The sequence below is a fragment of the Cupriavidus sp. 94F1 genome (assembly GCF_057798875.1).
In genome coordinates, this window is the sequence record NZ_JBYOJT010000003.1 from 308350 (window position 1) to 327130 (window position 18781).

Consider the following 18781-nt stretch of genomic DNA (forward strand, 5'->3'; position numbering starts at 1 on the left):
CCCGCCCGCCACACGCGCGCGCCCTTGCTGGGGGCATATGGTCCGCATGGTTCACCCCCTGCGGGCCGACCAAGATTTGTTACAGTTCCCGAGAAATCCGACGTTAGAATGTCCCATTTCCACGGTCACCCGGCTATGTCCCAGAAGAAATCGCCACGCTTCGAGCTGCGCAGTGGCAATGTCGACGCCCTCCTTCTCGCCCTGCAGACCGCGGACATCGACGCGGTGCGGGATGACCTTCTCTCCCGCTTCGAATCGACTCCCGATTTCTTCTCCGACGACGTGGTGGCGCTGGACCTGCGCCGCCTGGACGGCGACAGCGCGCTGGCGCTGGACCGCGTGATCGACACCCTTTCCACCTTGAAGGCGCGCGCCATCGGCGTGGTGGCGCGCCCCGACCAGCGCGGCTGGGCGGGCGGCTTCGGGCTGCCGCTGCTGGACAGCCAGAGCCGGCGCGGCGGCCGCGACGACGCGGCCCGGGACAGGCCGGACGCCGAAAAGGGTGCCGAAAAGGGGGCCGAATCGGCTTCCGGACAGGGTGCCGCCGATGACGCGTCCGCCAGCGCCAACCCGGCCGGCAACGGTGTGCAGGGCGCCGAAGCGGGCGCGGCCAACGGCAGCGCATCGGAAATCGCCGAAATCATGGCCGCCGCCAACGCCGCGGCCGCCACGCCGCGCGCCATCCCCACGCTGCTGATCGACAAGCCGCTGCGCTCGGGCCAGCAGGTGTACGCGCAGGGCGACGTGGTGATCCTGGACCTGGTCAGCTACGGCGCCGAGGTCATCGCCGAAGGCAACATCCATATCTACGCCCCGCTGCGCGGCCGTGCGCTGGCGGGCGTCAAGGGCAACCCGGACGCGCGCATCTTCTGCACGTGCCTGGAGCCCGAACTGATTTCCATCGCCGGCATCTACCGGACCGCCGAGCAGACGCTCCCGGCCGACGTGCTCGGCAAGTCGGCCCAGGTGCGCCTGGCCGACGAGAAGCTGATTCTTGAACCGCTGCGGATGAAATAACGCCGCCGCGCCCATCACGACGAACCACTTTCATACCGGACCAAGAGCCATGGCAAAAATCATCGTAGTGACCTCCGGCAAGGGAGGCGTCGGCAAGACCACCACCAGCGCGAGCTTCGCCGCCGGCCTGGCCCTGCGTGGCCACAAGACTGCCGTGATCGATTTCGACGTCGGCCTGCGCAACCTCGACCTGATCATGGGGTGCGAGCGCCGCGTGGTGTATGACCTGATCAACGTGGTGCAGGGCGAAGCCAACCTGCACCAGGCGCTGATCAAGGACAAGAAGTGCGAGAACCTGTTCATCCTGCCGGCGTCGCAGACGCGCGACAAGGAGGCGCTGACGCGCGAGGGCGTGGAAAAGGTCATCAACGACCTGAAGGCCATGGACTTCGAATTCATCGTCTGCGATTCGCCGGCCGGCATCGAGACCGGCGCGCTGATGGCCATGTACTTTGCCGACGAGGCGCTGATCGTGACCAACCCCGAAGTCTCGTCGGTACGTGACTCGGACCGCATTCTCGGCATCCTGGCCTCGAAGACCAAGCGCGCCAGCGAAGGCGAGACCATCAAGGAACACCTGCTCATCACGCGCTACAACCCCAAGCGCGTGCATGGCGGCGAGATGCTGTCGCTGACCGACATCCAGGAAATCCTGCGCATCAAGTTGATCGGCGTGGTACCGGAATCGGAAGCCGTGCTGCATGCTTCGAACCAGGGCACGCCGGCCATCCATCTGGAAGGCACCGATGTGGCCGACGCCTATGGCGACGTGGTGGACCGCTTCCTGGGCAAGGACAAGCCGCTGCGTTTCACTGACTACCAGAAGCCGGGGCTGCTCTCGCGCATCTTCGGCAACAAGTAAAAGGAGGGCTCATCCATATGTCGATCCTGTCCTTCCTGCTCGGGGAGAAGAAGAAGTCCGCGTCGGTCGCCAAAGAGCGGCTGCAGATCATTCTCGCCCACGAACGGACCGGCCATTCGGCGCCGGCCGACTACCTGCCGGCCCTGCAGCGCGAGCTGGTGGCCGTCATCTCGAAGTACGTGAAGATCAGCGACCAGGATCTGCGCGTCAGCCTTGAGCGCCAGGACAACCTGGAAGTGCTCGAGGTCAAGATCGAGATTCCGCAGGCCTGACCTGCCGCAGCGCCGGCAACGTCGGCGCCGCGGCCATGGCCATCCCCACCGAGGGATAACCCTTCCCCACATTCGTTGGGGATATTGCAGCGCAACAACCGCCCGGCGCGGCGGTTGTACGGCACGCTGCCGCCCGCCTCCTTTCCCGCTCCCCGCCTGACCTGCACCGCCGTGGCGCATGGTGCCATGCACCAATTCGCGGGCCTTCCGGCATTGTGTAGCGGCAAACCAACGGATTTGCACCAAATGTCTTCCCGGAACGCGCCTGCGCCTCGGATTTATGTCCGAAACACCCGCCTTTTGTTAAATTTTCGCGGCGTTTAGTGCAAACGTTATCCACAAAGACGGACGCGCCGTGATCCGGGGCGATCCGACCACAAGACAGAAAAGGAGCACCATGAAGAAATCGCTACTGGCCCTCGCCGTTGGTTCGCTGTGCGCAGGCAGCGCCTTCGCGCAATCGTCGGTCACGCTGTACGGTATCGTTGACCAAAGCGTCCGTTTCCAGACCAATGCCGATGCCGGCAACCACAGCCAGACCCAGGTCACGAACGGCGCCATCACCAACAGCCGTTGGGGCCTGAAGGGCTCGGAAGCCCTCGGCAACAACCTGAAGGCGATCTTCCAGCTGGAAAACGGCTTTGATCCGGATACCGGCAGGGCGAACCAAGGTGGCCGCCTGTTCGGTCGTCAGGCCTACGTCGGCCTGTCCGGCGATTTCGGCGCGGTCAAGCTGGGCCGTCAGTACACGGAAGGCTTCAACCTGTTCGGCGACTTCGACCCGCTGACCATCGGCAACTACGACAACAACGCCTGGCCGTTCTTCCTGACCCAGTTCCGTTCGGACAACGTGGTCAGCTACTCGGGTTCGTTTAGCGGCCTGAACGTCGGCGCCAGCTACGGTTTCGGTGAGCAGGCCGGCAGCATGACCAAGGGCCAGTACTGGGGCACCCGTGCTTCGTACGACATCGGACCGTTCGGCATCGGCGCCGTGTACCAGGAAATCCGCGACACGACTGCTGCCAAGAACCGCCAGCAAATGTGGGGCGTGGCTGGTAAGTACGGCGTCGGCCCGGCCAAGCTGTTCCTGGGTTATATCGGTGGCAAGGACCGCACCGGCATGATCGATTCGAACTTTTTCACGCCGGCCAACACGGGTAACCCGATCCCCACGGGCGGCAATGCGTCGGCCAACCCGCGCAAGGACACGATCGGCTACGTTGGTGCCACGTATCAGGCCACCCCGGCCCTGGTGCTGACCGGCGTGTTCTACGCCGACTTCATCGACAACAAGAACGGCATCGCCGACAGCAACGGCAAGCGATACACCGGCGTTCTGCTGGCCGAGTACTCGCTGTCGAAGCGCACGCAGGTCTACGGCACGGTCGACTTCAACAAGGTGACCGGTGGCGTGAAGACCGAACTGCCGGGCCGCAACAACCAGACCGGTATCGCCGCTGGCATCCGCCACATTTTCTGATCGTTCACTCGATTGGCTGTTCTGGGAAAGGCACCTTCGGGTGCCTTTTTTTTCGTCCGCCCCCGGCCCCTGCCGCCTGCGCGGCCGTGTCGCGGGCGGGCCCGTCGTCGAGCAGTTCCAGCCGGTAGCCGTAGGTGTAGACCGGCACCACGCGCACCCCGTTTTCGTCCCACAGCCCGAGCTTGTTGCGCACGCGCGAGATATGCGTGTCGATGGTGCGCGACATCGGCGAGAACTCGCGTCCCCACACCGCCGTCACCATGTGGTCGCGCGGCACCACGCGATTGGCATGGCGGAACATCAGCAGCGCCAGTTCGAATTCCTTGGGCGTGAGCGGCACCACCGCGCCGTCACGCGTGGCCCGGTGCGTCACGATGTCGAAGGCGTAGCGGCCCCAGCTCAGGGCGGTCGTCGTCGCGCTGGCGCGTATCGGGATAGACCCGTCGCAGCAGCGCCTGGATGCGCGCGGACAGTTCCACTGGCCGGATCGGCTTGACCATGAAGTCGTCGGCGCCGGCGGACAGCGCCACCGCGATATCGGCCTCGGCCTGGCGCCCGGCCACGAACATCACCGGCAGGCGTGGGTCCAGGTGCGTGCGCACCCAGTGCAGCACCTCCAGCCCGGATACCTGCGGCACGTCCCAGTCCAGCAGCAGCAGGTCGAATGTGACCTTGCGCAGGGTCAGCAACATGCGGCGGCCGTCGGTAAAGGTCACGCATTCATGGCCGGCGCCGTTCACGATGGCGCGGATCATCGCCGCCTGGGCGCTGTCGTTCTCCAGGGAAGCCACCCTCAGTCCTGTCTTCGTCATGCGTCGTCGCGCGCCCCGCTTCGGGGCCCCGGTGAATAAGTCCGACGACCATTAGATGCGGAGTTGCGCACAAACCCTATAAGACGATGCTCATTTTTGTGTCCGCCACAAATGTTTACTTCGTCCTCGGCGGGCCGCGACCTACCATGGGCCGCATTGAATGACTGGCAAGGACCTGCAAGGAACGCAACGTGAAGATCGCCGCGCTTGAAGATAATCCGGCTCGCATCATGGTGCTGGAGCGCGCCCTGCAACGGGGCGGGCACCATCTGGCACGCTTTCGCTGCGGGCCGCCCCTGGTGGACGCCATCCATGCCGAGCCCTTCGACATGCTGCTGCTGGACCGCGACGTGGCCGACGCCGATGCCGAGGAATTGCTCGACTGGGTCCGGCGCACGCTCGGACACGCCCTGCCCGTGATGATGTTCGGTGCCAGCGACGCCGAATCGGATGTGGCGCGCTGCCTGATGGCCGGCGCCGATGCCTATGTGCCGCAGCCGGTGCGCGACGGCGAACTGCTCGCGCGCATCGAGGCGCTGGGCCGGCGCGCCGCCACGCAGCCCGTGCGGCCAGCCACCGCGCCGGCCGGGGTGCTGGACGACGGGCCCGACCAGCTGGTCTGCGGGGAATTCCGCTTCGCGGTGGCCGAGCGTCAGGTCTGGGTGAAAGGCATGCCGGTGACGCTGTCGCCCAAGGAATATGCGCTGGCGCTGCTGCTGTTCCGCAATCTCGGCACGCTGGTGACGCGCCGGACGATGATCGACAAGGTCTGGCGCGGTGCCGACATGGAAGAACAGTCGCGCACCATCGACAGCCATCTGTCGCGCATCCGGAACAAGCTGGCGCTATGGCCGTTCAACGGCGTGATGCTGCGCACGGTCTACCGGCTGGGCAGCCGGCTCGACGTGGCTTGAAGAAAGTGCGATGAAGGTGCCATGGGGTCGATCTGGCGAAAGCCCCTGCCCCCCGGTCCCTCGTTTCGCTCAGTCCGCCTTGATGCCCGCTTCCTTGACGATGCGGGCGTTTTCCTGCGATTCGGCGTGAATGGCCTTGGCAAACTGCGCCGCCGAGCCGCCGGTAGGCACTTCGCCGCCGCGCAGCAGGCGGTCGCGCACCTCGGGCTCGGCCAGCGCCTTGTTCAGTTCGGCGTTGAGCTTGTCGATGATGGCCGCCGGCGTCTTGCCCGGCGCGAAGATGCCGAATGTCGAGGTCAGGTTGGCCTTCGGATAGCCGAGTTCGTCGAAGGTCGGCACGTTGGGCAGGCTGTCGAGCCGCCTGGGCGCGCCCACGGCGATGGCCCGCAGGCGGCCAGCCTGCATATGCTGCGTCAGCATCGGGCTGGCGTTGGTGCTCATCACCTCGAACTGGCCGCCCAGCGCATCGTTCATCTGCTGGCCCGCGCCCTTGTACGGGATCAGCGTGATGTCGGCCCGGGACTTCGCGCGCACCTGTTCCAGCATCACGTGGCCCACCGTGCCCAGGCCCGACGTGGCCCAGCGCACCGAGCCCGGCCTGGCCTTCGACTGGGCGATCAGGTCCGGGAACGCCTTGCCGGTGAAGCTCGGCGTGGCAATCACCAGCACGGGCGAATACATCACGCTCATGACCGGCGCCACATCGCGCTGGGGGTCATAGTTGACGCGGCCCACGTGCGGATTGAGCGTCAGCGGGCTGGTCGAGGCGAAACCGAGCGTGTAACCATCGGGCGCGGCCTTGGCCACGGCGTCGATGCCGATGCTGCCGCCGGCGCCGGCCTTGTTTTCCACCACCACCGACGTGCCCATCTGGACCGACAGCTTTTCGCCCAGCGCGCGCGCCACGGCGTCGCTGATGCCGCCGGTGGGATAGGCCACGATCATGCGGATCGGCCGGCTCGGGTAGTTGTCGGCGGCAAGGGCGGGGGCAGCGGCGGCGGCCATCAGCGTGACGGCGAGGCAGGCGGCGCGCAGCGGCAGGAGACGGAAAACGGCCATGGTCGGGCTTGGAAGCGGGAAATACGTGGGGATGGGCGCGAACGCGGCGCGCGAAAGACATCGTCTGGGTACCGGGTGGCGCGCGTTGGCGGCGTCCGGCCAGCCGCTATCTTAGCTGATCGGCTATGCCACCCCCGGGCGTGCGGGCGGCTATCGCACCAGGGGGTGTCGGGACGGCTATCGCACCAGCGGGTGCTCGGGCACCCACGACACGAACAGTTCGTTGGCGCGGTCGTAGAGCCGCCAGCCCGTCCCGCACTCGCGGCAGGTGAACGACATCATGCTGAAGGGCACGCCAGCCGCACTCTGGCTGACCAGCGGCGCGGTGTTGCGCAGCGCCAGGCACGGATGCGGCTCGCGGCGGCGCGGATCGTCGGCAAGGGCAAGGCAGTGGGCGCAGGCGGGACGGGCAGACATGGCGGGTAATGCGGAGGGCTGGGGCACGGCGGACTTCATGACCCAGATGATGCCGCAAAACCGATGCCAGGGTACTGGACCCGTGCGCGTTGCGCGCGCAACATGTGGGCTTCACACCACCAGGAAGAAAGAGGAGTCGTTCCGTGTCCGTCCCCCGCCCCGTGTTTCGTCATCGTCCTGTCACCCTGTCATCGGTCGCCCTGGCCGCGGCGCTGCTTGCCGGCACCGCCGCAGCCGCGCCGGTCGAACCTGTCTACCGGCTTGCCCAGCAGGAAAAGCCCGCGCTCATCAGCACCATGAAGGACCTGGTGTCGATCGAATCCGGCAGCAAGGACATCGAAGGCCTGGACCGCATTGCCAACCTGATCCGCGACCGGCTGGCCGCCATGGGGGGCGACGCCAGGCTGGTGGCGCCGACCGAGGTCTACCGCATGGAGGACACGCCCGAGACCGTGGGCAAGATGGTGCATGCCACATTCCAGGGCACGGGCAAGCGCAAGATCATGCTGATTGCCCATATGGACACCGTGTACCTGCGCGGCATGCTGGCACAGCAGCCGTTCCGCGTGGAAGGCGACAAGGCCTACGGGCTGGGCATCGCCGATGACAAGAACGGCGTGGCCGTGATCCTGCACACCGTGGCGATCCTGCAGAAGATGAACTTCAAGGACTACGGCACCCTGACCGTGCTGATCAACGGCGACGAGGAAATCAGCTCGCCGGGCGCCCGCGCGATGCTGACCAAGCTCGGTTCGGAGCAGGACGCCGTGTTCTCGTGCGAGGCGACGCGCGTGACCGGCGACCGCCTGTCGCTGGCCACCAGCGGCATCGGCGCTATCGCGCTCAAGGTGGACGGCAAGTCGTCGCACGCGGGCAGCTCGCCGGAACTGGGCCGCAATGCGCTGTACGAGATGTCGCACCAGATCCTGCAGATGCGCGACTTGTCGAATCCCGATACCGGGCTCAAGGTCAACTGGACACTGTCGCAGGCCGGCACCAATCGCAACGTGATTCCCGCCGTGGCCACGGCCCAGGCCGATGTGCGCGTGCTGCGCACCGCCGACTATGACGGCCTGGAGAAGACGTTGCAGGAGCGGACCAGGAAGACGCTGATTCCCGACACCAAGGTCGAGGTCAAGTTCGAGCGCCGCCGGCCGCCGCTGGAAGTCACGCCGGCCGCGCGCGCCCTCGCCGCCCATGCCCAGGGCATCTATGCGGAAATCGGTGAAAAGCTGGCCGTCTACGACACGGCAGAAGGCGGCGGCACCGATGCCGCATTCGCCGCGGCAGCCACCAGGGCCCCGGTCATCGAGCGTTTCGGCCTGCGCGGGTTCGGCGCCCATTCGAACGACGCCGAGTACGTGGACCTGAACTCGGTCACGCCGCGCCTGTACCTGCTGACGCGCATGATCATGGATGTGTCGCAGGACAAGGCCGGCAAGTAATCCGCCACGTTGACATGAAAAAAGGAAGGGACCCGGGAGGGTCGCCTTCCTTTTTTCGCAGAACGGCTACCTCAAGCCGCCTTCGCGCGTCCCCGCAGGTCTGGCAGGAACACCGCCAGCAGCCCCAGCAGCGGCAGGTAGGCGCAGAACTGGTAGACCGATTCGATGCCATGGGCGTCGGCCAGCTTGCCCAGCACAGCGGCGCCGATGCCGCCCATGCCGAACGCGAAGCCGAAGAACAGGCCCGACACCATGCCGACCTTGCCCGGAATCAGTTCCTGGGCAAACACCAGGATGGCCGAGAACGCCGACGCCAGGATGAAGCCGATGATCACCGTCAGCACGGCGGTCCAGAACAGGTTGGCGTGCGGCAGCATCAGCGTAAACGGCGCCACGCCCAGGATCGACGCCCAGATCACGCGCTTGCGGCCGATGCGGTCGCCGATCGGGCCGCCCAGGATCGTGCCCGCCGCCACCGCGAACAGGAACAGGAACAGGTAGACCTGCGACGTCTGGCGCGTCAGCGCGAACTTCTCCATCAGATAGAACGTGTAGTACGTGTTCAGGCTGGCCATATAGAAATACTTCGAGAAGATCAGCAGCAGCAGCACTGTCATGGCGCGCACGACGGTCGATGTCGGCAGCTTGGCCACCGCGCCGGCGGCGGCCTTCTTCTTCGCGGCGCGCTCGGCCAGATGGCGGCCGTACCAGCCGCCGATCTGCCACAGCACCGCAATGGCCAGCACGGCCGCCAGCGAGAACCACGCCACGCTGCCCTGCGTATGCACGATCCACGCAGCCAGCAGCGGACCCATGGCGCTGCCGCCATTGCCGCCCACCTGGAAGATCGATTGCGCCAGGCCATGCTGGCCGCCCGATGCCAGCCGCGCCACGCGCGACGACTCAGGATGGAAGATCGACGATCCGGTACCGACCAGCGCCGCCGCTACCAGCAGCACGCCGTAGCTGGGCGCCACCGACAGCAGCAGCAGGCCACCCAGCGTGAAGCCCATGCCGATGGCCAGCGAATGGGGCTTCGGGTGCTTGTCCGTGTACAGGCCGACGATCGGCTGCAGTAGCGATGCGGTGATCTGGTACGTCAGCGTCAGCAGGCCAATCTGCGCGAAGCTCAGGTTGAAGCCGCCCTTGAGCATCGGATAGATGGCCAGGATCAGCGACTGGATCATGTCGTTGAGGAAGTGCGCGAAACTGATCGCGTACAGCACGCGGAAGCGCGTGCCCTCCTCGCGAGGCGCCGCGGCGGCGGCGGAATGGACGGTTGTGCTCATGGTCGGGGGCGCATTGGCCAGTTTTCTTCTCGGGAATCTTCCCGGAGCCCGTTTCCACGGGATTAAAGGAAGTGTGACGATGCTAATTGGCAAACCTGCGCCTGTCCTGCGAGAATAAGGCCGCAACCTTGGAGAAAAGGACATGCCGGGTACCCCGCGACCGCCACAGCGCCGCAAGCCGTCCGCACGACCGACATCCGCCGCCCATCCTGCCCCGCGCATCGCCTGGGTCGATCACGACACCCCGGGCAGCCGACCCCTGCCCCCCGATGCGCCGCGCGATCCCGCCATGGACGCCCGCGCCGACACCTATGCCGAGCGCCCCGCCTATGTCCAGTACGACCGCAGCCCGATGCCGGTCACGGCCATGGCTGCCGACTATGTGCCGGGCCACGTCACCAAGCCCCACCAGCATCCGCATGCCCAGCTGATCCATGCCATGCATGGTGTGATGGTGGTCTCGACGGCCGAAGGCCAGTGGACCGTGCCGCCCACGCGCGGCATGTGGATGCCGGGCGGCACCACGCACTGGATCCGCATGGTGGGCCGGGTGCAGATGCGCACCGCCTATATCCGCCCCGACGCCGCGCCCGATCTGCCCACGGCATGTACCGTTCTGGGCATATCGCCGCTGCTGCGCGAGCTGATCCTGGCCGCCATTGACGTGCCCGCTCTATATGACATGGATTCGCGCGATGGCCGCCTGATGCGGCTGCTGCTCGACGAAGTGAAGCTGGTGCCGACGCTGCCGCTGCACCTGCCCCGCCCCACCGACCCGGACCTGCGCACGATCTGCGACCAGATCGTCGGCGAGCCCGATACCGGCCTGACCCTGGCCGACTGGGGCACGCGCCTGGGCGTGGACCCGAAGACGATCCAGCGGCGCTTTGCGCGCGAAACCGGGATGACCTTTGGCCAGTGGCGCCAGCAGGCGCGGTTGCTGGCCGCGCTGGAGCGCCTGGCTGCCGGCGACAAGGTGGTGGATGTGGCGCTCGACATGGGCTACGACAGCCCGAGCGCCTTTGCGACGATGTTCCGGCGGCAGTTTGGCGTGCCGCCGAGCGCCCTCTTCAAGTGACCTGCCCTGCCCTGGCGGCCTGTCGATCTGCAAACCTGCGGCGGCTCGATCGTTATTCCGCCAGATACCGTTCCACCAGGCGCGTCCAGTACGCTGCGCCCACGGTCAGGTTGTCGTCGTTGAAGTCGTAGCCGGCGTTGTGCAGCAGCGGCTGGTTGGCGCCATTGCCCATCCGCACGAAGCAGCCCGGGCGCTGCTGCAGGAAGTACGCGAAGTCCTCGCTGCCCGCGATGCGATGGAAATTGCCGATCGCCCGCTCCGGACCCACCAGTTCCTCGGCCACCTGCCGGGCGAATTCGGTCTCCGCCTCGCTGTTGACCAGTACCGGATAGCCGCGCACGTAGTCGATATCGGCGGCGGCGCCATAGCCTTCGGCATGCGCCGTGACCAGCTGGCGGATACGCGCTTCCATCGACGCCCGCACCTCGGCGCTGAACGACCGCACGCTGATTTCCATGCGCGCGCTGTCCGGGATCACGTTTGGCGCGTGGCCGGCGTGCAGCGTGCCGATGGTGACCACGGCGGTCTCGTTCGGATCGACATTGCGCGCCACGATCGATTGCAGCGCCATCACCAGGCTGCCGGCCACCAGGATCGGGTCGATCGACTGGTGCGGGCGGGCCGCGTGGCCGCCCTTGCCACGAATGGTGATCGTCACCGTGTCGCACGCGGCCATGAACGGCCCCGCGCGGAACATGAACGTACCGGCTTCCACGCCAGGGTGGTTATGCAGGCCAAAGATGGCGTCGCACGGAAACCGTTCGAACAGGCCATCGGCCAGCATGCGCTCGGCCCCGCCGCCGGCGCCGATTTCCTCGGCAGGCTGGAAGATCAGGTGGACAGTGCCGTTGAAATGGCGCGTGCGCGCCAGCTGGCGGGCAGCGCCCAGCAGCACGGCGGTGTGCCCGTCGTGGCCACAGGCGTGCATCCTGCCTTCGTTGACGCTGGCGTATGGCAGGTTGGTGCGCTCGTGGATCGGCAGCGCGTCCATGTCGGCGCGAATGCCGACGCTGCGCTGGCTGCTGCCCGACCGCAGCGTGGCCACCACCCCGGTGCCGCCCACACCGCGCGTCACGGTGTAGCCCCACCCTTCGAGCTTGCTGGCGACAAGCTCGGCGGTACGGACTTCATTGAAGGCGAGTTCGGGATGCTGGTGGATGCTGCGGCGGATGTCCTGCAGTTCGTCACGCGAGTCGAGCGTGTCATGCAGGGTGCAGAAGGTGCGGGTGGGACCGTTCCGGGCGAGGCTAACCGGGACGGTCTTCAATATCGACTCGATTTCGGGGGCGTGTTCAGACATGGCATTGCTCTTGTTTGGCAGACATCATGTAAGAACAGTATTTCACGCACCCCCGGGAGGTGAAACCCCGAATGGGAATTTCGTGCGAAAGCGCCCCATATGGTCCCAAAACTGTTGCCCTTAACGGACGCTTTGTTTGAAAACGCGACGCTTTGCAAGACGATGTTTCAGCGGGGAACCTCGCGAAGCCACGCGGTCGCCCCGCATTTTTCACATCGCAGAATCTAGCGTTCGCCGTACGCCACAACCTTCTGGCTCTGTTCGCCCAGGCCCTCAATGCCCAGGCGCATCACATCGCCAGCCTTCAGGTAGCGCGGCGGCTTGAAGCCCATGCCCACGCCGGGCGGCGTACCGGTGGCGATCAGGTCGCCGGGTTCCAGCGTCATGAAGCGGCTGACGTAGCTGACCACCGTGGCCACGTCGAAGACCATCGTCGCGGTGCTGCCCTTCTGCATGCGCTCGCCGTTGACGTCGAGCCACATGCCCAGCTTCTGGGCGTCGGGCACCTCGTCGCGGGTGACCAGCCACGGGCCGACCGGGCAGAACGTGTCGCAGCCCTTGCCCTTGTCCCAAGTGCCGCCGCGTTCGAGCTGGAATTCGCGCTCGGACACATCGTTCACCACGCAGTAGCCCGCCACGTGCTCCAGCGCCTGGGCCTTGGACACATTGCGCGCCGTGGTGCCGATGACCACGCCCAGTTCCACCTCCCAGTCCGACTTCTTTGACTCGAACGGCAGCATCACGGCGTCGTTCGGGCCGTTCAGCGAGGTATTCGCCTTCAGGAACACGATCGGCTCGGCCGGCAGCGGCATGCCTGCCTCGGCGGCATGGTCGGCGTAGTTCAGGCCGATGGCGATGATCTTGCCGATACCGGTCCAGGGCACGCCATGGCGCTGGCCCTCCACCACGGGCAACGTGGCCGGGTCGATCGCGGCCAGCCGGGCCAGCGCCGCCGGCGCCAGTTCGCCCGGGCCGATATTGCCGACGACACCGGACAGATCGCGCACGCGCCCATCACGGTCAACCAGGCCCGGACGCTCGGCGCCGGGGTTTCCTACACGGACTAGCTTCATCTTGTCTCCTATGGGGGTCAGGTCAGCCTCGCGAGCATATCGCAAGCCAGCGGCCCGCGCGCGGCCCCCGCACGCCCGTCCCCGACCGCCCTGCGTCGGCATTCTTCTGACACATCATGCAGGCCATGCATCTTTGCATACCCGCTGTGCATCGCCACGCATTGTGGGGGCCTGGGCCGCTGCCTAGACTGCCATCACCGCACGCCGCGCCCCGCGCCGTGCCATCTCCCAAGGAATCCCATGAAGCTCTACTATTCGCCCGCCGCCTGCTCGATGGCCGTTCATATCGCCCTGCGCGAGGCCGGCCTGCCCGTCACGCTGGCCCGCGTCGACCTGATCCATCACACGCTGGCCGAGCCCGAAAACGGCACCAACGACTACTACGCCATCCACCCGCGCGGCTATGTGCCACTGCTGCAGCTCGATGACGGGTCGCGCCACAGCGAGGCGTCCGCCCTGCTCCAGTTCATCGCCGACATGGTGCCGGCACGCAACCTGCTGCCGGCGCCCGGCAGCCAGGCCAGGCTGGAGGCCGTGGGCTGGCTGACGCTGATCTCCACCGAACTGCACAAGGTGTTCAGCCCGTGGCTGTGGCACAAGGAAACCGACGCCAGCACCGTCGAGGCCTGCAAGGCCAAGCTGCACAAGCGTTTTGGCGAACTGGACCAACACCTGGCGTCGCGCGATTACCTGCTGGGCAACCAGTTCAGCGTGGCCGATGCGTACTGCTTCACGATCGTCAGTTGGGCCCGGCTGCTGCACCTGAAGCTCGATGCGTACCCGAAGCTGCAGGAATATCTGTCGCGCGTGGCCGCGCGCCCGGCCGTGCAGGCGGCAATGCGTGCCGAAGGCCTGGTGCGCGACTGACGGCGCCGCCCGCGGGTTCAGCGCAGGACCTGCGTGGGCACCTGATAGTGACTGGCGTCGACCAGATCCAGCCCGCACTGGAGCTGCTCGACCCAGTCGATGAACCGCGCCACCATCTGGCGCCCCCGGATCGACGGCCCGTGCTGCGGCACGATGCACTGGATATCGAGCGTGCGCGCCATGGCCGCCCACAGCCGGCAGGCCTTGTTGCCGCTCATGTAGCGGCGGTGGAACCCCAGCATGCGGGCCGCGTGGGCATCGAAATCGGTCACGTCGCCGCGCGCGTCTTCCGTCGAGGTCATCGACGCCCCGAGATCGCCCGAGAACAGGATCCTGCTGATCGGATCGAAAAACTGGAAATTGCCCTCGGAATGCAGGAAATGGGCCGGCACGGCCATGATCGACGACTTGCCCAGCGGCACCACCATGCCCGCATCGGGAATCGGGACAATGCGCCCGGCGGTCTTGCCGGTCTGGCAGAAATGCGGCAGGAAGCGCGCCCAGACCTCGGAGATCAGCACGCGGCTGTCGGACGCCGTCAGCCAGCGCCCCACCGACGCCACGATGTCGGGATCGGCGTGCGACGCCAGTACGTAATCGAGTTGCTTGGGCGGGAAATAGCGGCTGATCGTCATGTACAGCTCGCTATAGGTCATCTGCCCGCCCGGATCGATCAGGGCCGCGTGCCCGTGATTGACCACCAGGAACTGGTTGCTCTGCACCGCATCGCCATGCGTATCGTCGACCAGGTCCGTAAACGCCAGGCAGACATGCCCGTTGCATTCGTAAAGCACCTTGCTCATGACTCCCTCAACCGCTTGTGGTTATTTTTAAGCGGCGAAAGTACTCAGTTGCGCGAGGTTTTCAATTGATGTGAATCAAAAATCCTGGAAAGCGGCCGAAAAAGCCGGACGGGCACCGGCGGCGGGGCCATTCAGCGCGTGGACAGCAACTCTTCGATCTTGGCCACGAACTGCTTGTCGTCGGGCTTGACCATGCTGTTGTAGCTGCCCACGACCTGGCCCTTGCGGTCGATCAGGTATTTGTAGAAATTCCACTTCGGCGCGGTGCCGGTTTCCTTCGTCAGCAACACGTACATCGGATTGGCTTCGCCGCCGCGCACGTGGGACTTGCCGAGCATCGGGAACTTGACGCCGTAGGTGTTGTAGCAGAAGTCCGAAATTTCCTTCGCCGAACCGGGCTCCTGCGAGAAGTCGTTCGACGGGAAGCCCAGTACCACCAGGCCGCGCTCGCGGTACTTGGCGTAAAGCGCCTCCAGGCCTTCGTATTGCGGCGTGAAGCCGCAATAGCTGGCCGTATTGACCACCAGCACGACCTTGCCGGCGTACTGGCACAGGTTCTGGGGCGATTCGTCCTGCAGACGCGGGAAACGGAAATTCAGCGAAGCCGGGCAGTTGCCGGCCGGCTGTGCCGACACCGTGGCAGACTTGTCTGCCGCGCGGGCAGGGTGCGGCAGCATGGCGGCCGCGGCGGCCAGGCTCAACGCGCCCAGCAGGGCGGTGCGCTGGAGGTGTTGCCGCATCCGGTCCATGTGGACTGCAGTTGCCAGGGTGCGTTCGCGAGACATGGGTACGGGCTCCGGTTTCCTTTAGTGCAGCAAAGTCTACGCTCTCGGGCGATTCGCGTCATGACGCGCGGCGGCAGCGACAGGCGCCGCCGGCCCCGGACCACCTTCAATCCATGTGAATCTTGGCCGCGTGTTCGGTCACGCTGCTGCGCAGTTCCAGGTCCGGCATGCGTCGCACGATGACCAGCGCGATGATGGCCGCGACCGCGCCCGCCGCGAAGATCATGTGAAAGCCCGATTCCACGCCGCCCGCCAGCACCTGGTGCACGGCCGGCGACAGATGGGCCATCGCCTCGCTGCCATGGCGCAGCGAGCCCAGGTCCAGCGCCTGGTTCACGCCCGAGCGCGCCAGCGCGTCGCGGAATTCCATCGCCAGCAGCGTGCCGGCCAGTGCGCCGCCCAGGGCGCTGCCCAGCGCGCGGATCACCAGCAGCGCGCCGGTGCCGGCGCCCATGTCGCGGCGCTCCAGCGCGTTCTGCACCGAAATCAGCGTGCCCACCATCGACATGCCCAGGCCGATGCCGGCAATCGTCATCGCCACCAGTACCAGCGTCGTGGGCACGGCGGCCGTGACCGTGGCCAGCGACACCAGCCCCACGGCGGCGGCCACGTAGCCGCCGGTCAGTATCTCGCGCATGCGGCCCAGGCGAGGCGCCAGCCACGCCACCACGAAGTTGCCGGCCACCGTGGACAGCAGGAACGGCACCACCAGCAGGCCCGACGTCGAGGCATCGGCATCACGCACCAGCTGGAAGTGCAGCGGCAGCGCGAAGATGCACAGGAAGATGTTGAGCGCAGCCAGCGACGAGGCGCCCACGCCCATCACATAGGCGCGGTTGGCGAACAGGCGCGGCGGCAGCATCGGATCGGCGGCGCGCCGTTCCTGCCAGGCCAGCAGCGCCACGGCCACCAGCGTCAGCAAAAGCAGGCCGCCCATTTCCAGCGAGATCCAGTCGAAGGCCTCGCCCGCCCAGCTCATCGCCAGCAGAAAGGCGACGATGGCGACCGCCAGCAGGCTGGCGCCCAGCCAGTCCACCTGCGGCCGGCCGCCCCGGGCACGCAGGTGCGCCAGTCCGCGATAGCACATGGCCATCGCCAGCAGGCCCAGCGGCACGTTGATCCAGAACAGCCAGCGCCACGACATGTGGTCGGACACCCAGCCGCCCACCAGCGGTCCCGCAATCGACGAGACCGCCCAGACCGTCGCGAGGTAGCCCTGGTAGCGGCCGCGCTGGCGCGGCGCCACCACATCGGCGATGGCCGCCTGGGCCAGCGACATCAGCCCGCCGCCGCCCACGCCCTGCAGCGCGCGGAACAGGATCAGCTGCGTCAGCGACTGCGCCAGCGCGCAGGCCACCGATGCGGCGATAAATAGCGAGATCGCCAGCATCAGCAGGCGCCGGCGGCCAAAACTGTCAGACAGCTTGCCGTAGAGCGGTGTGGTGACCGTCGACACGATCAGGTAGGCCGTGACGATCCACGACAGATGGCCGAAACCGTTCAGGTCGTTGGCGATGGCCGGCACGGCCGGAATGACCACGGTCTGGTCGAGCGCGGCCAGCAGGATACAGAGCACGATCCCGCCGATCACGCGCATGATCGCGGCGTGGTCGTGGGCATCGGGAGCGGCGTCCAGCGTGACGGACTGGGAAGGCGAGGGCGATGACATGCAATGGGTGCGGATGGTGTGGGGGCGCCGATGGTGCCGCGCAGATCACAAAAACCTCAGACCGCACAACATCGACGCGGCCTTATTCAGTGACCGCATAATTATATGCATGCTTAGTATTTTTTCGCTCGAGCCGATTGCCTGCAAAAGGCCGCGATGGGACAAAAACCACAGGCCGAACGACGCCCCCGGGCACGTTCGCCACGTGCCCGGGGTTGAGAGGGTGGGATTGGACCGCGCTGAGGGGCGGCTAGCGTGAGCCGCCCGTGATGTAGTGTTCCAGCTGTTCGATGGTGAAACGCTGCTCGCTGATGATGTCGTTGACGAGGTCGCCGATCGACAACATCCCCATCAGCGTGTCGCCATCCATCACCGGCAGGTGACGCAGGCGATGCCTGGTCATCAACGCCATGCAGTCGTCTGTGCTCTGATCGGCACGTACGTAAATCACGGCCGTGGTCATGATTTCCTTGACCAGCGTCTCGCGCGACGTGCGTTGCATCAGGATCACCTTGCGCGCGTAATCCCGTTCGCTCAGGATGCCGACGATCTTGTCGTGTTCCATTACCAGCAGCGCGCCGATGCCCTTGTCGGCCATCAGCTGCAGCGCCGCGTACACCGTCGCCGTGGGTGGAATACTGTAGATGGCGTGATTTGCCTTGTTTTCCAGAACCTGCCGTGCGGTCTTCATGTCACCGACTCCTTGTTGCCGTTTTGGAAACAGTCGCTGCCCAGACGCGATCGATCTGCGGTGCTGCGCAATAGCCCGCACCCCCCGGGGATCTGGCTGCGTGTATCCAGATTAGCAAACGAAAGCGCCGCCTTACAGGGTGACTTTCACGAATCTTCGTCAGGCAGTGCTGGCATGGCGCGCGGCGTCAGACAGACGGCTGGTCGCCCATCGCCGCCCGGACGGCGCGCGGCTTGCGCTGCCATTGCCGTGCCAGACGGACGATTTCCGGCGGCGGATCGGCGTCGGGGGACGCATGGAACAGCAGCGTCTGCCGCGACTTCGGGCAGCGGCTGGCCACGAAGGCGATGTCATCGGCAAACCCCATGTCGAGCATGGTGTCGGCGGCTTCGAAGATGACCGTGTTCACCGCACGCAGATCCAGGCTGGCCGCATCGATATGGTCGAGCATGCGTCCCGGGGTGCCGACAACGATATGCGCGCCGTGAATCAGGCTATCGATTTGTGCCCGGATCGGCATGCCGGTGCAGAGCAGCGCCACCTTGACCTGGCCGGCCACCCGCGCCAGCTGCCGGATGCGCCGCGCCACCATGTCGGCGCGATCGCGCGTGGGACACAGCACCAGCGCCTGCACGTCGAAGCGTTGTGGATCGAGCCGGTGGAGCAGGGCGATCGCCAGCGTGGTGGCCCTGCCGCCCTGGCGCGCCTGGACGATCAGGTCGTGCCCGGCAAGCGCCAGGGGCAGGGCGGCGGCCTGCAGCGGCGTCATCGAAACATGGCCCGATTGCGCCAGCGCGTCGAGCCACATCGGTTCCAGCGGCAGCACCGAAAAGGGTTCGCACCGAAGCGCAATCACCGGGGATGGGGGCCGGCTGGCACGCATGGCCTTACGCGGCGGCGCGGGTGGCGGCTTTCTTTGCAGCGGCTTTCTTCGCGGGCGCCTTCCTT

General features: G+C 66.3%; 20 protein-coding genes. 8 read left to right on the top strand and 12 right to left on the bottom strand.

What is annotated here, in order from left to right:
- Positions 1-135: 135 nt before the first annotated feature.
- The 4 genes from minC (at position 136) to AC3FJ6_RS09170 (ending at position 3631) form a co-directional block, all read left to right on the top strand.
- Positions 136-1017 (top strand): septum site-determining protein MinC, encoded by an 882-nt coding sequence (gene minC, locus AC3FJ6_RS09155; RefSeq protein ID WP_488771582.1) that lies wholly within the window; start codon positions 136-138, stop codon positions 1015-1017.
- 49 nt (positions 1018-1066) lie between these two features.
- On the top strand, positions 1067-1879 hold the full coding sequence (minD, locus tag AC3FJ6_RS09160) for a septum site-determining protein MinD (protein WP_101679758.1): 813 nt from the start codon (positions 1067-1069) through the stop codon (positions 1877-1879).
- 17 nt (positions 1880-1896) lie between these two features.
- Positions 1897-2151: a cell division topological specificity factor MinE gene (gene minE / locus AC3FJ6_RS09165; protein WP_061959726.1), complete on the top strand. Its 255-nt coding sequence runs from the start codon at positions 1897-1899 to the stop codon at positions 2149-2151.
- Positions 2152-2548: 397 nt separating this feature from the next.
- Entirely contained in the window at positions 2549-3631 is a 1083-nt protein-coding gene (locus AC3FJ6_RS09170; protein ID WP_487523353.1) for a porin, read from the top strand.
- Between the two features lie 4 nt (positions 3632-3635).
- On the opposite strand, the gene AC3FJ6_RS09175 is transcribed toward AC3FJ6_RS09170, so the two are convergent.
- Together AC3FJ6_RS09175 and AC3FJ6_RS09180 are read right to left on the bottom strand one after the other, a co-directional pair.
- Positions 3636-4004: a winged helix-turn-helix domain-containing protein gene (locus AC3FJ6_RS09175; RefSeq protein WP_488771583.1), complete on the bottom strand. Its 369-nt coding sequence runs from the start codon at positions 4002-4004 to the stop codon at positions 3636-3638.
- Complete coding sequence (locus tag AC3FJ6_RS09180; RefSeq protein WP_488771584.1) at positions 3982-4443, bottom strand: response regulator transcription factor; 462 nt, start codon at positions 4441-4443, stop codon at positions 3982-3984. The genes AC3FJ6_RS09175 and AC3FJ6_RS09180 overlap by 23 nt, the downstream gene beginning before the upstream one ends.
- Before the next feature lie 191 nt (positions 4444-4634).
- Between AC3FJ6_RS09180 and AC3FJ6_RS09185 the strand changes: the two genes are divergently transcribed.
- Entirely contained in the window at positions 4635-5357 is a 723-nt protein-coding gene (locus AC3FJ6_RS09185; RefSeq protein ID WP_488771585.1) for a response regulator transcription factor, read from the top strand.
- Between the two features lie 69 nt (positions 5358-5426).
- Here AC3FJ6_RS09185 and AC3FJ6_RS09190 read toward each other — a convergent pair whose 3' ends face one another.
- Both AC3FJ6_RS09190 and AC3FJ6_RS09195 read right to left on the bottom strand, forming a co-directional pair.
- Positions 5427-6416 carry a Bug family tripartite tricarboxylate transporter substrate binding protein gene (locus tag AC3FJ6_RS09190; protein ID WP_488771586.1) on the bottom strand — a complete coding sequence of 330 codons (990 nt, stop codon included), beginning with the start codon at positions 6414-6416 and terminating at the stop codon, positions 5427-5429.
- 177 nt (positions 6417-6593) lie between these two features.
- Positions 6594-6872 (bottom strand): hypothetical protein, encoded by a 279-nt coding sequence (locus AC3FJ6_RS09195; protein WP_153946201.1) that lies wholly within the window; start codon positions 6870-6872, stop codon positions 6594-6596.
- Positions 6873-6976: 104 nt separating this feature from the next.
- Here AC3FJ6_RS09195 and AC3FJ6_RS09200 point away from each other — a divergent pair, with 104 nt between their 5' ends.
- Positions 6977-8278 (top strand): M20/M25/M40 family metallo-hydrolase, encoded by a 1302-nt coding sequence (locus tag AC3FJ6_RS09200; RefSeq protein ID WP_488771587.1) that lies wholly within the window; start codon positions 6977-6979, stop codon positions 8276-8278.
- 71 nt (positions 8279-8349) lie between these two features.
- On the opposite strand, the gene AC3FJ6_RS09205 is transcribed toward AC3FJ6_RS09200, so the two are convergent.
- Positions 8350-9567: an MFS transporter gene (locus AC3FJ6_RS09205; RefSeq protein ID WP_488771588.1), complete on the bottom strand. Its 1218-nt coding sequence runs from the start codon at positions 9565-9567 to the stop codon at positions 8350-8352.
- Between the two features lie 259 nt (positions 9568-9826).
- Between AC3FJ6_RS09205 and AC3FJ6_RS09210 the strand changes: the two genes are divergently transcribed.
- A complete protein-coding gene (locus AC3FJ6_RS09210) occupies positions 9827-10645 on the top strand; it encodes an AraC family transcriptional regulator (protein ID WP_488771857.1) in 819 nt (272 codons plus the stop codon).
- A gap of 52 nt (positions 10646-10697) precedes the next feature.
- On the opposite strand, the gene AC3FJ6_RS09215 is transcribed toward AC3FJ6_RS09210, so the two are convergent.
- The gene (locus AC3FJ6_RS09215; RefSeq protein WP_488771589.1) at positions 10698-11945 is read right to left on the bottom strand and encodes a M20 aminoacylase family protein; all 1248 of its coding nucleotides are present in this window, start codon (positions 11943-11945) and stop codon (positions 10698-10700) included.
- A 224-nt stretch (positions 11946-12169) separates the two neighbouring features.
- On the bottom strand, positions 12170-13018 hold the full coding sequence (locus tag AC3FJ6_RS09220) for a fumarylacetoacetate hydrolase family protein (protein ID WP_488771590.1): 849 nt from the start codon (positions 13016-13018) through the stop codon (positions 12170-12172).
- Between the two features lie 240 nt (positions 13019-13258).
- On the opposite strand from AC3FJ6_RS09220, the gene gstA reads away from it, so the two are divergent.
- Entirely contained in the window at positions 13259-13885 is a 627-nt protein-coding gene (gene gstA, locus AC3FJ6_RS09225) for a glutathione transferase GstA (protein ID WP_488771591.1), read from the top strand.
- Positions 13886-13902: 17 nt separating this feature from the next.
- Here the strand turns inward: gstA and AC3FJ6_RS09230 are convergent, their stop codons facing one another.
- From AC3FJ6_RS09230 to AC3FJ6_RS09250, 5 genes are all read right to left on the bottom strand, one after another.
- A complete protein-coding gene (locus tag AC3FJ6_RS09230; protein WP_488771592.1) occupies positions 13903-14688 on the bottom strand; it encodes an oxygen-binding di-iron domain-containing protein in 786 nt (261 codons plus the stop codon).
- 131 nt (positions 14689-14819) lie between these two features.
- Positions 14820-15437: a glutathione peroxidase gene (locus AC3FJ6_RS09235; protein ID WP_488771858.1), complete on the bottom strand. Its 618-nt coding sequence runs from the start codon at positions 15435-15437 to the stop codon at positions 14820-14822.
- A 142-nt stretch (positions 15438-15579) separates the two neighbouring features.
- Positions 15580-17070: an MDR family MFS transporter gene (locus AC3FJ6_RS09240; protein WP_488771859.1), complete on the bottom strand. Its 1491-nt coding sequence runs from the start codon at positions 17068-17070 to the stop codon at positions 15580-15582.
- A 322-nt stretch (positions 17071-17392) separates the two neighbouring features.
- Positions 17393-17833, bottom strand: coding sequence for a CBS domain-containing protein (locus AC3FJ6_RS09245; protein WP_400396345.1), 441 nt, complete (start codon positions 17831-17833; stop codon positions 17393-17395).
- A 187-nt stretch (positions 17834-18020) separates the two neighbouring features.
- Positions 18021-18659 carry a DEAD/DEAH box helicase gene (locus AC3FJ6_RS09250; protein ID WP_488771593.1) on the bottom strand — a complete coding sequence of 213 codons (639 nt, stop codon included), beginning with the start codon at positions 18657-18659 and terminating at the stop codon, positions 18021-18023.
- Positions 18660-18781: the final 122 nt, after the last annotated feature.